Below are 15331 nucleotides of genomic sequence, written 5' to 3' on the forward strand. Positions count from 1 at the left end.
TCTCATGCGCCGGCAAAAGGGTTTTACCTTGCTCGAGCTGATGGTGGTGATGGCGATCATCGCGACCCTGATGACCATCGCCTTGCCGCGCTACTTCAACAGCCTCGAGGCCTCGAAAGAGACCACGTTGCACCAGAGCCTGTCGGCCATGCGCGAGGCGCTGGATCACTACTACGGCGACACCGGGCGCTATCCCGACTCCATCGAGCAACTGGTGGAAACCCGCTACTTGCGCAATGCGCCGCTGGACCCGATCACCGAACGCAATGACCAATGGGTGCTGATCGCGCCGCCGGACGGCGTGGCGGGCGGCGTCGCCGACATCAAGAGCGGAGCTACCGGGAGGGCGCGTGATGGCAGCCAGTATTCCGAGTGGTAAGCGCGTGGAGCAGGGTGGGTTCACCTACCTGGGCGTGCTGTTTCTGATCGTGATCATGGGCATGGGCCTGGCCAGCGCCGGCGAGTTGTGGTCGACCGTGTCGCGCCGCGATCGCGAGAAGCAACTGCTGTGGGTCGGCACCCAGTACGCCCAGGCGCTGCGCAGCTACTGCCGCAGTTCGCCGGGGCTGGCGCAGTACCCGAAAGACCTGGCTGACCTGCTGCAGGACGAACGTTTTCCGGAGCCCCGACATCACCTGCGCCAGCTCTATCCCGATCCGATCGGCGGCGGGGAATGGGCGTTGCAACGGGGCTTCGACGGACGCATCACCGGGATCAACAGTCCGTCCACCGAGTTGCCGTTGAAGCAGGCGGACTTCCCGTCGCAGTGGTCGGATTTCGAAGGCATGCAGCGTTATTCGGACTGGCAGTTCGTGGCCGAGAAAGCCTTTCTCGATGGCACAAACGGCCCTGCCAAAGGCCAGTCGGCCCTGCCGCAGGCATTGCAGCCATGAGCCGGACATGGTGGTGCGCGTTGATCCTCGCGGCCGTGGCGTCTTCCGCCAGCGCCGGCGAAGAAGACGAAATGATGGGCTTCATCGTCGACGACACGATCTCGCACATCGGCCACGACTTTTACTACTCGTTCAGCGAACGCCTGCGCGACACCAGCCGCATGGATTTCAACCTGGTGGTGCGCGAGCGCCCCGACGCACGCTGGGGGAGCCTTGTGACCGTCGAGTATCAACAACGCCTGGTGTATCGGCGCTTCCTGCCGCCGAACACCGTGGAACTGAAGGACGAGGCCTACGAGGCCGCCGACTCGGTTCGACTGGAAGTGGTCCGGCGCAAGCTGGAAGCCTTGTTGCAGGACACCACCGACCTTGAGAAGGACGAACTATGAACACGACAACGTTCTCACGGCGCAGCGGATTCTGGATCTCGGGGTTGTTGATCGGGCTTGCCAGCGCCGCTGCCGTCCAGGCCACCGAACTGGTCTACACACCGGTCAACCCGTCGTTCGGCGGCAACCCGCTCAACGGCACCTGGCTGCTCAACAACGCCCAGGCGCAAAACGACCACGACGATCCGGATCTCAAGAAACGCTCGACGGTGGCCGGCACTTCGGCGCTCGAACGCTTCACCAGTCAATTGCAGTCACGGTTGCTGGGGCAACTGCTGGACAACATCTCCACCGGCAACACGGGAGCCTGTCCACCGACGCCTTCATCGTCAACGTGGTCGACGACTCGGGGCGCTGACGATTGAAGTGACCGACCGAGCGAGCGGCGAAGTTTCCGAAATTCAGGTGAACGGCCTCAACCCATGACGGGATGACGGTTCCGGGAGTGATGGACATGAAAAAAATAATAGCACTAGGGCTGATGTTGGCAGCATTACAAGGGTGCAGTCTGCGCGAGCCGATGCCGGCCGAGCAGGACACCGATACCCCGACCCTGACCCCCAGGGCCTCGACCTATTACGACTTGCTGAAAATGCCGCGACCCAAGGGCCGGCTGATGGCGGTGGTGTACGGCTTCCGTGACCAGACCGGGCAGTACAAACCTACGCCGGCCAGTTCGTTTTCCACCAGCGTCACCCAGGGCGCAGCGTCGATGTTGATGGACGCGATGCAGGCCAGCGGCTGGTTTGTGGTGCTTGAGCGGGAAGGGCTGCAGAACCTGCTGACTGAACGCAAGATCATTCGCGCGTCGCAGAAGAAACCGAATACGCCGGTGAACATTCAGGGCGAGCTGCCACCGTTGCAGGCGGCGAACATGATGCTCGAGGGCGGGATCATCGCTTACGACACCAACGTGCGCAGCGGTGGGGAAGGGGCGCGGTATCTGGGGATCGATCTGTCCCGTGAGTACCGGGTGGATCAGGTGACTGTGAATTTGCGCGCGGTGGATGTGCGTAGCGGGCAGGTGTTGGCGAACGTGATGACCAGCAAGACGATTTATTCGGTGGCGCGCAGTGCGGGGATTTTCAAGTTTATCGAGTTCAAGAAGTTGCTTGAGGCTGAGGTCGGGTATACGACGAATGAGCCGGCGCAGTTGTGTGTGTTGTCGGCGATTGAGGCGGCGGTGGGGCATATGGTGGCGCAGGGGATTGAGCGGCATCTTTGGCAGGTGGCGGGGGATGCTTCTACCCCGGGTCAGGATGATGTTTTGAATCGGTACCTGACTCAGAACAAGGTGGATCCGGAGGCTGAGTGAACGTGGCGGCCTTTGGGCCGACCAGGTTCTCTGGGTGGTCTGGGTGAATATCCGTTTCTTCGGGTGTTGCGGCTGGCGGTTTCGCCCTTACGGCGAGTCCCTTTTGCAAACGCCCAAAAGGAACCAAAACGCTGGGCCCCGGCGTTCGGCCCCTCGCTGGGGCTCGGGGTTCCTTCGCTCCGGGATTCATCCGGGGGCATCGCCTCCGGTTTGCTTCGCTGCACCTCCTCTCGATGTGTTCGACTTCGTCGAACGGTCGCTGCGCTCCCACCCCCGGATAAATCCCTCCACTCAGCCTTCCGAAGGGGCCGGCACGTCAAAAGCTTTACTCGAGCTAACGCTCATTGTGTTGAGTGGGGCGGCTGCGCCGCGTGTTGTGGTAGGTGGATGGTGGTAGTTGCTGTTGCTGTTGCTGTTGCTGTTGCTGTTGCTGTTGGTGGTTGCAATGGCAATGGCAGATTCACTTGTTCTTAAAACCTGAGCGCAACTCGGTATTTCACGTCGGCGTACCTCTCCCAAACAACTCGATCGGCTCCCTCTCCCTCCGGGAGAGGGCTGGGGTGAGGGCCAGCGTCCTAAAGTCTGTTTAAAAACGTGTCTGAATACGCCGAACCTTCCCACAAAGTTTTCAGGTTGTCCGTCGGAAGTGCGGGCTCTAGCCTGTTTCGGTCGCTGCCAATTCAGCGATCGGGTCTGGAAACCCGGATGTGTGAGAAAGCGAAATCGCTATTCATAACGTATGCTTGCGCACCTTCATTGTGTGCACGCTGTTATGGCGGCTGTGCGCGGGAGACATTTATGTCTGCCGGGTCGCGTTCTCCCCGGATTTCCAGCCCGCGTACAGCTGCCACCCATTCTTCCTGGAAGTCGATTGGGCCGGCTGCAACCATCAATGAGGACGAAATGACCATGAAAAAACCAACGCCCAACCCACCCGAAACCCAAGCCAACCCCGAAACCGACCCAACCTCCCCATACACCTCCGCCCACTCCAGAAAACTCCACGAAGCCGCCGAACGCGCCCTCGATCATTACCTCTGCCCCGGCGCCCACATCATGGGCAGCGTCAACGAACCCGCCCCGATGTACCTCGCCAACCCGGCCTACAACACCGAATCCCTGCTCGCGAACGCCTGCGAGTCCCTGGGCTCCGCCAGCGAAATGCTCAACAACTTCGCCGCCGCCCTCGACCCCGCCCACCGCAAGACCGCCCTGGGCATCGCACAGATCCTCATGCTAGGTGAACTGGCCGTAAATCAGGCCTTGGATCACGTCGAGCTGAAGGACTGATCCAGCACATCCCCAATAAAAAAACGCGACCCAGCAATGGGTCGCGTTTTTCACATTCAAACTGGAGTCACCATGGATCCCCTTATCTCCACGATCGTTTCAGACTTCGAAAGCGAAGAGCAGGCCGCCAGCTACGACCGCTGGTTGATTGCCAAAGTACAGGCTTCAATCGATGACCCACGACCCAGCATTCCGAATGAGCAGGTGATGGCTGAAATGTCGGCCCTGATGGAGGACAAACGAAGAAAGCATGAGGCGGGGTGAGGCTCTCACAGCGGCAATACGAAAAAACCGCGATCCCTGACAGGAGCGCGGTTTTTGTTTGGAACGGAGTGAGCAACGTACTAGAAAAAACGACGTCGCGGGTACTCCTGACGCGTGTGCAGTACGTTCACGATTTCTATTCGATCAGTAACCCGATAGATGATCAGATAACTCGAATGTACAACAGCTTCTCGAGTGCCGGGGATCCGACCGGTTCGATAGAGGCGAGGATGTTCCAGAAGGTTGGATGCAGCTTTTCCAATCGCCCTGACGAGCTCTCTGGCTGCTCTGGGATGTCTTTCTGTTATGAAGTCGATAATTAGCATCAGCTTGGCCCGTGCTTCGGGCCTCCACTCAATCGACCTCGAAACCATTGTCTTTTGCCTTGAGCAAGGCATGTATCTCAGCCATCACCTGGTCATGCGAAATATTCGGACGCGGATCATCAAGAGAGGCCTGTACTTCGGCGCGAAACCAACGGTCATAACTCGCAGCCTGTTCTTCAGGACCAAGATCCGAAACAACCGGGCACAGTGGGTCGATCAAAGACGGGTCGATCATGGAACCTCCGGGTTGGGTGCCGGGAAGTCTATTCGGTAACGGTATCGCTGTCGTCGCTGTCTGGATGAATTGCATGTAGGCCAAGCTCCATGGGGATCAAGTTGTCCCGGCAAATCCTAGAGCCTGCACTTCCGACGGCCAACCGCCAGAATTCGTCAGAAAACTCCTCGATTTTCTGAAAACGTTCCGTTTTCCGTAGGACGCCACTCAAGCGTCAGCGCAAAAAAACCGCGACCTCAAGATCGCGGTTTTCCAACACTCAACACTTACTGCTGCAAAACCGTCGCCTGGTTAGCCGACCCGAACTGCTGGATATTCGCGGTCTGCGTCATCCCGCTCTGATCCACGTTGGCAATGTTCCCCGTCCCGCCCTGGGTCACGTACGCCACGTTCATGGTGTCAGCCTGTTTCACGGTGATCATGTTGTCGCTGCCATACAGCTGCGCGGTGTACGCCTGGTTGCCGGTGCCGGATTGATCGAATTCGGCACTGTTGCCGGTGCCGTTCGACGAGCCTTGAACCAGGTTGGTGGTGCCGCGTTGATCGGAGATCAGGATGTTGTCGCTGCCGTTCTGGTCGAAGTACAGCTCGTTGTAGGAATCAGCCTGGCTGACCGTAGTCTTGTTGCCGGTTCCGGTCTGATTGGTGGTCATGATGTGGCCGACGCCGTCCTGGGTGAAGCTGGCGATGTTGCCGTTGCCGGCCTGATTGACCGTCGCACGCTGATTGCTGCCGAACTGGCCGCCGTGTTGCGGGCCTTTCCAGTTGCTGGCGTAGACCTTGTTGTCGTTGCCCACGGAGGTGGCGTTGAGTGTGTGACCGTCGCCGCTCTGGTAGGTGAAGTGCACGTTGCCGTTGCCGACTTGATAGAGCGCCAGGGTCGAGTTGACCGACTCGAATTGATCGGCGTAGATGGCGTTGGTGTTGCCGACCTGGGTGATGGCGGCGGTGTTGTTTTCGCCGAAGCTCTGGTCGACCACGGTTTCGTTGCTGTCGCCGTACTGGTTGACGGTGGCCTGGCTGGCCAGTTGCGAGTCTTGCCAGATTTCGCTGCCGTTGAGGTTGCCGAACTGGTTGATGGTGATGTTGCCGCCGGTGCCGTTGCGCTGGTCGGCGTAGCCGTAGTTGTTTTCGCCGGCCTGGTTGATGCCGATCTGGCCGCCGTTGTAGGTGACCTGTTCGGCGGTGCCGTAGTTGGCGGTGCCGTATTGGGTGATCACCGAGTTGTTGCCGCTGCCTTCATACAATTGCTCGATGTTGGCTTCGTTGCTGTCGCCGTACTGGAAGGTTTTGCCTTCGCTGCCGTTCTGCGAGTCCTGGTAGACGAACGAGAAGTTGCCGGTGCCTTGCTGCTGTTGCAGGGCTGTGTTGGGGGCGCCGAAACCCAGCGACTGGCTGGCGTGGGTGGTGTTGAAGGCGCCGACCTGTTGCTGGGTGATGGTGCCGTTGTCTTCATAGAGTTGCTCAGCGTAACCGGCGTTGTAGTCACCGACCGCGTCCTGGGTGATGACGCTGCTGGCGGTGTCTTGCACGGCGGCGGCGTCGTTGCCCTGGCCCATTTGGGTCTGGGTGGCGCTGCTGAACGGGGCCTGGGTCTGCTTGACGTTGGCGATGTTGGCGGTGCCGAGCTGGCTCTGGGTGGAAAGGCTGTCGTCGGCCATGGCCTGGGCACTGATCATGACCAGGATGGCGGCGGTGAGGGGCGTCAGTTTGAACATGATGAACTCTCCGATGATTGCAGTGCTTAGCGGTATTGCCTGACCGAAACGCTCATGCCGTTGCCCGACTGGGTCACGGCGCTTTGCAGCCCCGTGCCGGCCTGCTCGATGCTGGCGTCGTTGTTGTTGCCGTTTTGCGAAATCTGCGCACGGTTGTGGCTGCCGGTTTGCGTGATGGACGCGGCGTTGCCGGAGCCGTTTTGCGTGATCAAGGCCATCAGGTCGCTGCCTTGTTGCAGGATGTACGCCTCCTGATTGCTGCCCGACTGCACGATCTTGCCCAGCAGCGACTGACCGTTTTGCGAGAGCAGGGCGAGGTTGACCTGGCCGTTCTGGTCGATCAGGGCTTGCTGGCCCACGGGGGGCGGCAGTTCGCCGAGATCGGCGCTGTTGGGCGCCAGGTCATCATTTTCCATCAGGTCGTCGGCGCGCACGCCCGCACTGACGCACAGGGCGAGCAGGCAAAGCAGGGCGGCGGTCGGCGTGTTCATGGCGTGATCCTGTCTGGGGTTAAGCGTCGAGCGTTGCCCCGCCAGCCCGAAAGCAGGCGGGGCGCAGCCTTACAGCGTGGTCACCGACACCGTGCGCACGGTGCCCTGGGAGGAACGGATGGTGGCGGTCGGGTTAGCCGACGGCACGACCAGCGTGTTGTTCAGCGTCAGCCGCCAGCGTCCGGTCACCGGTACCGTGGTTGTACCCAGCGTTACCAGCCCGGTCGGGGTGGTGACCTGCACGGTGATGGTGTTGCCGGTGGTCACCGACGAGGTACCGGTAAAGTCCCAGTTGAAGCGTCCACCTGCCCGCGCCTGCACCGTTGAAGCGGTAACGGTGAAAGTCTCCGCCGCAGGCCGTGGCGACACTTGCACCGTGACGGTCGCCGGCGTCGACTGGGCGCCGAAGCTGTCCCGGGCGATGTAGGTGAAAGTCGTGGTGAAGGCCGTGGTCACGGTGGCCGGTGGGGTGTAGGTGATCACCGTGCCGTCGGTGCTGACCGTGCCGCGTCCTGCCGGCGGTTGGGTCAGGCTGGCGACGCCCAGCGGTGTGTTGCCTTCCGGATCGGTGTCGTTGGCCAGGACGTTGATCGGGATCGCGACACCGAGGGTGGCGACGCTGTCGGCGACGGCGGTCGGTGGTCGGTTGGGCGCGACGGTAACCGTCACGGTCGCCGGGTTGGCCGAGGCCAGACCTTTGCTGTCTTGCGCCTTGTAGGTGAAGGTCGTGGTCAACGGTGTCGTCACCACGGCTGGCGGGGTGTAGACCACCGACGTGGTGCCGTTCAGGGCTACGGTGCCTTGGCCGGCGGCCGGTTGAGTCAACGCGGTGATGGTCAGCGGCACGTTGTTGTCTGGGTCGCTGTCGTTGGTCAACAGGCTGAGGGTGATGGGCACGCCGAAGCTGGTACTGCCGGTGTCGGCGACGGACAGTGGCGCCTGGTTTTCACCGGTGTCCGGTGCTGCACCGACCACCACAACCGGCTCGGTGTCGCTGCCGCCGGCGGCGGATTTGACCGTGACGGTGGCAGGTGGCTGGGTCAGGTCGGCGACGGTGATTTTTTGCAGAGTCCCCGTTTTCGACAAACGTCCGTAGCCTTGGGCAACCATGTCCGGCACCGCGACTTCATCGGTCGACGTGGCCTCGATCAGCAGGCTGTGATTGGCCCAGCTGTAGCGGGCGGTCTGGATTTTCACCACGTCGGTGAGCTTGGCCGAGACGGCCGTCGGACGGGTAGTGCCGGCCGGGTTGGTCGCGGTCACGACCACCACCGACGGCAGGGTGCCGGTGCCCAGGCGCTGGCCGAAGAACAGCCCGTTGTTGTCACCCAGCAGACTGGTCTGGCACGGCGTCGGCGGTGGGCCGGGCAGTAACGCCAGGGTTTCGCGGAAGCACAGGGTCGTGCTGCTGTCAGCCTTGGCGAACACCTCGGCGCGCACACCGGCCGAAGTCCGGCGATAGGTGGCGCGGTCGATGGCGACATGGGTCTGCTGACGGTTGTCGAGCACCTTGCCGGCGACGGTGAACAGGTTGGTCTGAATCGAGCCAACACCCGACGGACCGTCGATCCGCAGGAAGTTGGTGTTGAACGGGCTGCCGGTCACCGCTTCGGTGAGGTTCGGGTCGCCGACGAAGGTTTCGATGTTGCCGGTGTCCGGGTTCACTTCGGTGTACGGGCCGTTGATGCTGCGCAGGAACGGGCCGATGGCGCCGTTGAGCGCACCGCTGAAGTTGCCTGGCGCGCCGATGCCGATGTCTTTGGTGATGTTGATCGCCCGCCTGCCCGGCGTGGTGACGTTGACGGTTTCGACACCATAGGGGTGGGTGATGGTGTAGGTGCCGGCCACCGGGACATTCACCCGAATACGGATCCGCGCGAAGCTTTGCTGATCGCCATCCACCGGATTTCCTGAAGCGAACGCCGCTTCGATCCCGGCCACGTAGGCATCCACGCCGAAACCGGCGCCGTTGTTCGCGATGTTGGTTTCCGCCAGGAACCAGAAGGCCTCCGGCGGCCAGTTGTCGGGGAACACCATCGGCAGAGTGTCGTCGAACACGCCCGGTTCCGGCAGCAGGGTGCACATGTACGCCGGCGGGGTGCTGACCGGCACCCGCGAACTGGCGGCGCGCGACTGGCAGAGCTCCATCGACAGTTGATTGTTGTCCTGGTACCACATCGGGAATTTCCCGGTGGCGAAGGTGTAGGGGCCGGGATCGACGGCGGCCAGTTGCGCGAACGCACTGCCGGTCAGCGAGATTGTCAGCCCGAGCGCGTTGAGCGCGAAGCGTGGCCACTTGTTCATGATGCCTCCTGATGCGGATCTGGGCATGTGAGCGTTCATTGCACGATGACCACTTCTTCGGTATCGCTGCCGCCGTTGGACGACGTCACTCGAACCCTGGCCGGTGGAATCGGCGTGATCCCGGTGGCCAGGGTTTTCACCGCGCCATCACCGCCCAGCGCACCGATGGTGGCGCCGGTGCCGGAGGTGGCGGTGAGCACCGGTGGCGAGGTTTCGTCACTGGTCGAGGCCACCACGGTCAGTTGCCCGGAAGTGAGGCTGTACTCGGCGCGCTGGATCACCACCAGGTCGGTCAGGTTCATGGGCAGGGTCGTCGGTGAGCTGGTGGCGATCGCCAAGTGGTTGTCGGCGGTCACTTGCAGCACGGTCGGCAAGGTCGGGTTGACCGCTGATTGCGCATACCAGCTGCCGGTGCTGTCGGCTTCTGTCATGTTCACCACGGGCGTGCTGCTGGTGATCGCGGCGGTGCCCGGCGCGGGCGGCGCCTGGACGAACACGTCTTGCTGGGCCACCGGCGCACTGTCGCCCGGTTTGCGCGAGTAAGTGCTGCGCTGAGGAATCAGCGGAGTCGGCCGCACGACTGTCGACAACTTGCCGGACACGGCGAAGGTCGTGCTGCGCAGGTCTATGCCACCGGGGCCTTCGATGCGCACGAAGTTGGTGTTGAACGGGCTGCCGGTCACGGCTTCGTTGAGGTTCGGGTCGCCGACAAACTGCTCGGCCGCGCCGGTCACCGGATTGGTCTCGGTGTACGGCCCGTTGACGCTGCGCAGGAACGGACCGATGTCACCCTTGAGCGCGCCGTCGTAGGTTTTCGGGGTGCCGATGCCGATGTCGCGGGTCATGTTGATGGCGCGGCGACCGGGGGTGTCGACGTTGAACACATCGACACCGTACGGGTGGGTGATGACGTAGGTGCCGGCGGTGGGCACATCAACCCGGATGCGGATCCGCGCGAAGCTGATCTGGTCGCCTTCCAGCGGATCGCCGCCACCGAACGCGGCTTCAACGGCGCTGACGTAAGTCAGATTGATGCCGCGAGCCGCATCGACGATGGAGGTATCGCCAGTGAACCAGAAGGCTTCATCGGGGAAGTTGGTGGGGAATACGAGCGGTTGCGTGTCATCGAACACGCCGGGGGTCGGCAGCAGCGAGCACATGTAGGACGGGGCGCCCGGCGTGCTCGGCACGCGGGAACTGAGTGCTTTGGACAGGCACAGATCCAGGGTGCGCCCGTGGCTGTCCTGATACCAGCTGGCGAAACCGCCATTGGCCGGCGTGTAGGGGCCGGGGTCGACGGCGAACAGAGCGGCCTGGGCAATGCCCTGGGCCAAAGCGCTCACGACCAGGACGGTCGCGGTTTTGGACAGTAAAGGGTGCATGAGTTAATCCCTCTATCGAAGTGCCTGCCCCTTGGGGGTGGGTCAGTTGCAGAGGGGCGTTTCAACTTCCATACCAACGGCTGCGCAACTGGCGCGAGAGGCCCGTGGGGCAAGGGTTGGCGAGTGAGGAGGAGGGCTTTTTCGCGGCGCGGACATCGGGCGACAGTCCCCAGCATTGGGGGGGAGGTGGGGATCAATCGACAGCGCCGATTGGCGGAGGGGGATCGCAGGACCGTTCACCCCCCGCATCCGGGCAATCACCCAACCGTGGGCTATAACCCTATAGGGACGTATCGGGAAGTCGCCGCCATGAACATGCAGTCAAAATCACTACCGGTCCAGGAGAGCAGCCTGCGGCTGAACTCGCGCAAGCAGCCGTTCAATCTGTTGCGCTGGTTTTCATTGGTCAGCATGGCAGTGATCGGCACCGTAGCGGTGGCGCTCGGAGCGGTGTCGACACGGTTCGTGATCGAAGAAAGTGTGCAGCGCGATGCCTTGCTGACCGCGCAGTTCATACAGGCCATCGCGTCGGCGGAAGTGCGCCACGTCTCGATCCCCAATATCCGCACCATGGGAGAGTTGCTCGACCCTCGTCAGGATAACGACTTTCCCGATGTCGACCCGGAGGCCCGTGCCAATGCACGAGGCGAATTTCTCGATCACATCGAACATTTGCCGGACGTGATCCTCGCCAACATTTATGCGCCGGACCGTACCGTGATCTGGTCGACCAATCCCGCGCTGGTCAACACCCGCATTCACGCCGACGAAGACCTCGACCGGGCCTTCGATGAAAAGATCCCGGTATCGGCCAGCTATCACGACGTCGACAAGGCGCGTGAAGAACAAAAGTTCGTGGTGCCGCCGGAATACATCTTCATCGAGAACTACATCCCGCTGTTCGACGCCGAGGGCAAGAACGTCACGGCGATGGTCGAGATCTATAAAGAGCCCAAAGACCTGATTGCGCGCATGGAGCGCGGCCTGACGCTGATCTGGCTGGCCACCGCACTGGGCGGCGGGCTGATTTACCTGGGGCTGTACTGGATCGTGCGACGGGCGGCGATTTTGCTGACGGCCCAGCAAAAACAACTGATCGCCAATGAAACCTTTGTCGCGCTGGGTGAGATGTCTTCGGCGGTGGCCCACAGTCTGCGCAACCCGCTGGCGACCATCCGTTCCAGCGCCGAGCTGGCCCTGGAGTTCGACGCCGGCCCGGCGCAGAAAAACATCAAGGACATCATCGGTCAGGTCGACCGCATGTCGAAGTGGGTGCGCGAACTGCTGCAATCGCTGCGACCGCTCAACGATGAGCCGGAACCGGTGAATCTGGTGGCGGCGCTGCACGAGAGTCTGGTCGCGTTCGAACAGCAGATCGCAAAAAACGCGGTGCACGTGGTGTTTCATCCGCAACAAACGCCGATGGTGCTGAGCCAACCGGTGCAACTGACGCAAATCCTCAACAGCCTGCTGGCCAACGCACTGGAGGCCATGGACAAGGGCGGCACGTTGACCATCACCCTCGAACCGAGCGACAGCCGTGGCGTGAGCGTCATGCTCAGCGACACCGGCAAAGGCATGAACGAGGAACAGCGCAGCATGGCGTTCCGGCCGTTTTTCACCACCAAGCAGGGTGGGCTCGGTGTGGGGCTGGTGCTGGTCAAACGGATCATGGAACGCTTCGGCGGCGGTGTGTCCCTGGACAGTCGCGAAGGCGAGGGCACCACCGTTCGTCTTGCGTTTCAACTCATCCAGTAATGGGGGTGAACTTCCCCCAGGAGCGGGTGTCAGGCCCCGGTCACCGGGGAGTGGGGAATGCAACAGCGTCTGTAACAGCTTGTTTCAACGGGGATTAATACTTTGGCGAGGTAATTGCAAAACACCATCACCCCTTCCTTAAATGAGGCGGCTGGTGATGGACAGAGCAATGCGTGACCCCCAAAAGCTGTTTCTTTTGACGCCACTGAGCGTCTTTCTGATGTTGACCCTCGGCCAGATGGCCGGGGTTCGAGCGAGCCCGATCGACGACGAGAATCAGCCGGAAGCGTCCGACCCGTCGGCGTATTACGACGAGCCCGCAGACCGTGCCGGTGCGCTCAACGCCATCCTGACGATGCCCGAGGCCAACGAATACTCCTTCGATCTGCCCAACGGGGTCACAGGCACGCGCAATACGACGCGCACGGAAAACATTCTGCCGCCCACCGTCCAGACCAGTTTCAATTACCCCACCAACGGCAAGCCGAGCCCGCTGTATGGTGCTCAGCCGTTCACTCAGCAACTGGTGCTGTTCGAAGAGTTCGGCCCGGAAAAACTCGACCCGACCACCCCGGCCGCGCCGTTGGGCTTTCCGCCAGCCGCCATCGGCCCGGCGCCGGCCCAGGACCCGAACAGCGTCGCCCGCAGTGCGCCACCCGGCACCGCGCTGGACGCATTCCTGCGTCAACCGGGGCTCACGCCATTCCCGAGTCAGTTTGCCAACGTGGTTGACCGCAACCCGTGGCAGGCGCAGATCGAACTGTTCCTCAACCGGCATATCGGCTCGTCCGCCGAAGGCCGGCCACCGGGAAAAGGCTGGGCTCACCAGCGCTGGAACGAGTTTTACCCACAAGTCGCCTACAAGACCGTGCAGACCGGCGCGCGTCTGAACGGTGGCCTGCGTGACAGTCGGCAGATGCACGGTTATGCCGTTGGCGAATTCGGCCCCGGTGGTCTGTACCACAACGTCGCTGGCGTGCCGGCGACGGATGGCACGGCCAAGGGTGTCGACCCACGGTTCCACCCGGCGATGCCGGTGCAGGACCACAATTCGGTGTGGACCTTCGACGGCACGCTGCCGCCGAAACTGCTGATGGTGCGCTACGGCCAACCGGTGATGATGCGTCACTACAATGGCTTGCCGATCGATCCATCGGCCAACCGTGGCTTCGGCCTGCACACCATCACCACCCACGAGCACAACGGCCATGCGCCGGCGGAAAGCGACGGCTATGCCAACGCGTTTTTCTTCCCCGGCCAGTACTACGACTATCGCTGGCCCATCCAGCTCGCCGGTTACGACAGCATCAACACCAAGGCTGAAGATCCACGTGCAGCGTTCCCGTGCGCGCCGGGGGAAACCCTCTGGGTCAACGACATGCAACCTGCGAAAAAGACCTGCGACCACGGCACCATCAAGATCCGTGGCGACTGGCGCGAAACCATGAGCACCCACTGGTTCCACGACCACATGCTCGATTTCACCGCGCAGAATGTCTACAAGGGCAACGCGGCGATGATGAACTACTACAGCGCCCTGGACCGCGGCAACGAATCGGTGAACGACGGCGTCAACCTGCGTTTCCCCAGCGGCAGCGCCTTGCCGTGGGGCAACCGCGACTATGACGTCAACCTGGTGTTCGCCGACAAGGCCTGGGATCAGCAGGGCCAGTTGTGGTTCAACCCGTTCAACACCGACGGCTTCATCGGCGATCAGGTGCTGGTCAACTGGCAATGGAAACCGAGCCTCGACGTGCGGGCCCGCAGTTATCGCTTCCGGCTCCTCAATGGTTCGGTGTCGCGCTACTTCAAGCTCGCGCTGGTGCGTGAAGTCAAAGGCACCAGTGGTGAGTTCCAGGGACCGAGAAACTCCGGTGTGTCCTACAGCCGCGTGCCGTTCCACATGATCGCCAACGACGGCAACATCATGGAACACAGCGTGCCGTTCGACGGTTCGATGGATCTGGATGCCGACGGCGACAAACAGAACCACAACGCGATTCTGCCGACCCAGGGCATCGCCGAGCGGTTCGATATCATCGTCAACTTCGCGAAAAACGGCATCAAGCCGGGCGACAAGCTGTTCTTCGTCAACCTGCAGGCCCAGGACGACGGCAAGGGCCCGAAAGAAGTGATCCCGCTGGCCGACGTGCTGTCGGAAAAATACCTGGCGGTCATCAAGCAGACCAGCAAAGGCCCGCAATGGGACCGGGGCGACCCGGTGGTGGGCAAGGTCCTGCAACTGAACGTCAAGGCCTATACCGGCCAGGATCTGTCGATGAACCCGGCCGCCTACGAGCCTGCCAAACCGGGCAAGGCCGAAGGCATGGTGATGATTCCGCTGAAGATCCACCGCGACAACGCTGCCGACAAAGCCTTGCTCGCCAAGGCGCTGCACCGGACCTTCACCTTCGGTCGCGCCGACGGTACTGATGAAGCGCCGTGGACGATCAAGACCGATAGCGGTTTCGGCTTCCACATGGACCCACGCCGGTTGAATGCCTCGACCAAACTGGCCAGCGGCCCGACGGACGCCGGGGTCAACGGCATCGGCACCCTGGAGGTGTGGAACATCAAGGCCGGCGGCACGGGCTGGAGTCATCCGGTGCACGTGCACTTCGAGGAGGGGATCATCCTCAGCCGTGGCGGCAAGGCCCCGCCTGAATGGGAAAAATGGGCGCGCAAGGACGTTTACCGGATCGGTTCGGAAGCCGACGGGCTGGACAACGTCGAGATGGCGATCAACTTCCGCGAGTTTGCCGGGACTTACATGGAGCACTGTCACAATACCCAGCATGAGGACAACTCGATGCTGCTGCGTTGGGACCTCGAGAAACCTGGGCAACTGCAGTTGATGCCGACACCGCTGCCGAGTTGGGATGGCGTGCGCTACGTCAACTCCGCCGCGCTGCCAACCTTCCGCACCGGCGACGGCTTCGGCCCGCAAGTGACCGTGAAACCATGAA

Annotated in this window: 14 protein-coding genes and 1 pseudogene; 9 read left to right on the forward strand and 6 right to left on the reverse strand. The window is 61.9% G+C overall.

The window, feature by feature from the left end:
• Positions 1 to 4: 4 nt before the first annotated feature.
• The 7 genes and pseudogenes from C6Y56_RS10205 (at position 5) to relB (C6Y56_RS10235) (ending at position 4151) form a co-directional block, all read left to right on the forward strand.
• Positions 5 to 379: a type II secretion system protein gene (locus C6Y56_RS10205; RefSeq protein ID WP_169429740.1), complete on the forward strand. Its 375-nt coding sequence runs from the start codon at positions 5 to 7 to the stop codon at positions 377 to 379.
• Positions 354 to 893 (forward strand): type II secretion system protein, encoded by a 540-nt coding sequence (locus C6Y56_RS10210; protein ID WP_169429741.1) that lies wholly within the window; start codon positions 354 to 356, stop codon positions 891 to 893. The genes C6Y56_RS10205 and C6Y56_RS10210 overlap by 26 nt, the downstream gene beginning before the upstream one ends.
• A complete protein-coding gene (gene csgE / locus C6Y56_RS10215) occupies positions 890 to 1282 on the forward strand; it encodes a curli production assembly/transport protein CsgE (protein ID WP_169429742.1) in 393 nt (130 codons plus the stop codon). Before C6Y56_RS10210 ends, csgE begins: the two co-directional genes overlap by 4 nt.
• Positions 1279 to 1708 (forward strand): annotated as a pseudogene (locus C6Y56_RS10220) (curli assembly protein CsgF). Before csgE ends, C6Y56_RS10220 begins: the two are co-directional and overlap by 4 nt.
• Before the next feature lie 28 nt (positions 1709 to 1736).
• Positions 1737 to 2597: a CsgG/HfaB family protein gene (locus C6Y56_RS10225; RefSeq protein WP_115077264.1), complete on the forward strand. Its 861-nt coding sequence runs from the start codon at positions 1737 to 1739 to the stop codon at positions 2595 to 2597.
• Positions 2598 to 3506: 909 nt separating this feature from the next.
• Positions 3507 to 3887, forward strand: coding sequence for a DUF6124 family protein (locus C6Y56_RS10230; protein WP_169429743.1), 381 nt, complete (start codon positions 3507 to 3509; stop codon positions 3885 to 3887).
• A 72-nt stretch (positions 3888 to 3959) separates the two neighbouring features.
• Positions 3960 to 4151, forward strand: coding sequence for a type II toxin-antitoxin system RelB family antitoxin (relB, locus tag C6Y56_RS10235; RefSeq protein WP_169429744.1), 192 nt, complete (start codon positions 3960 to 3962; stop codon positions 4149 to 4151).
• Between the two features lie 80 nt (positions 4152 to 4231).
• Here relB (C6Y56_RS10235) and C6Y56_RS10240 read toward each other — a convergent pair whose 3' ends face one another.
• From C6Y56_RS10240 to C6Y56_RS10265, 6 genes are all read right to left on the reverse strand, one after another.
• On the reverse strand, positions 4232 to 4549 hold the full coding sequence (locus C6Y56_RS10240; RefSeq protein WP_372239284.1) for a type II toxin-antitoxin system RelE/ParE family toxin: 318 nt from the start codon (positions 4547 to 4549) through the stop codon (positions 4232 to 4234).
• A complete protein-coding gene (relB, locus tag C6Y56_RS10245) occupies positions 4506 to 4712 on the reverse strand; it encodes a type II toxin-antitoxin system RelB family antitoxin (protein WP_085712084.1) in 207 nt (68 codons plus the stop codon). Before relB (C6Y56_RS10245) ends, C6Y56_RS10240 begins: the two co-directional genes overlap by 44 nt.
• A 266-nt stretch (positions 4713 to 4978) precedes the next feature.
• Entirely contained in the window at positions 4979 to 6430 is a 1452-nt protein-coding gene (locus tag C6Y56_RS10250; protein WP_169429745.1) for a curlin, read from the reverse strand.
• 26 nt (positions 6431 to 6456) lie between these two features.
• On the reverse strand, positions 6457 to 6921 hold the full coding sequence (locus C6Y56_RS10255) for a curlin (protein ID WP_169429746.1): 465 nt from the start codon (positions 6919 to 6921) through the stop codon (positions 6457 to 6459).
• Positions 6922 to 6990: 69 nt separating this feature from the next.
• The gene (locus C6Y56_RS10260) at positions 6991 to 9225 is read right to left on the reverse strand and encodes an Ig-like domain-containing protein (protein ID WP_169429747.1); all 2235 of its coding nucleotides are present in this window, start codon (positions 9223 to 9225) and stop codon (positions 6991 to 6993) included.
• A gap of 35 nt (positions 9226 to 9260) precedes the next feature.
• Positions 9261 to 10607, reverse strand: coding sequence for a hypothetical protein (locus C6Y56_RS10265; RefSeq protein ID WP_169429748.1), 1347 nt, complete (start codon positions 10605 to 10607; stop codon positions 9261 to 9263).
• Between the two features lie 309 nt (positions 10608 to 10916).
• Between C6Y56_RS10265 and C6Y56_RS10270 the strand changes: the two genes are divergently transcribed.
• A complete protein-coding gene (locus C6Y56_RS10270) occupies positions 10917 to 12365 on the forward strand; it encodes a sensor histidine kinase (RefSeq protein WP_169429749.1) in 1449 nt (482 codons plus the stop codon).
• Between the two features lie 157 nt (positions 12366 to 12522).
• On the forward strand, positions 12523 to 15330 hold the full coding sequence (locus tag C6Y56_RS10275) for a multicopper oxidase domain-containing protein (RefSeq protein ID WP_169429750.1): 2808 nt from the start codon (positions 12523 to 12525) through the stop codon (positions 15328 to 15330).
• Position 15331 lies beyond the last annotated feature (1 nt).

This window comes from Pseudomonas fluorescens (assembly GCF_012974785.1).
GTDB classification, from domain to species: domain Bacteria; phylum Pseudomonadota; class Gammaproteobacteria; order Pseudomonadales; family Pseudomonadaceae; genus Aquipseudomonas; species Aquipseudomonas fluorescens_BT.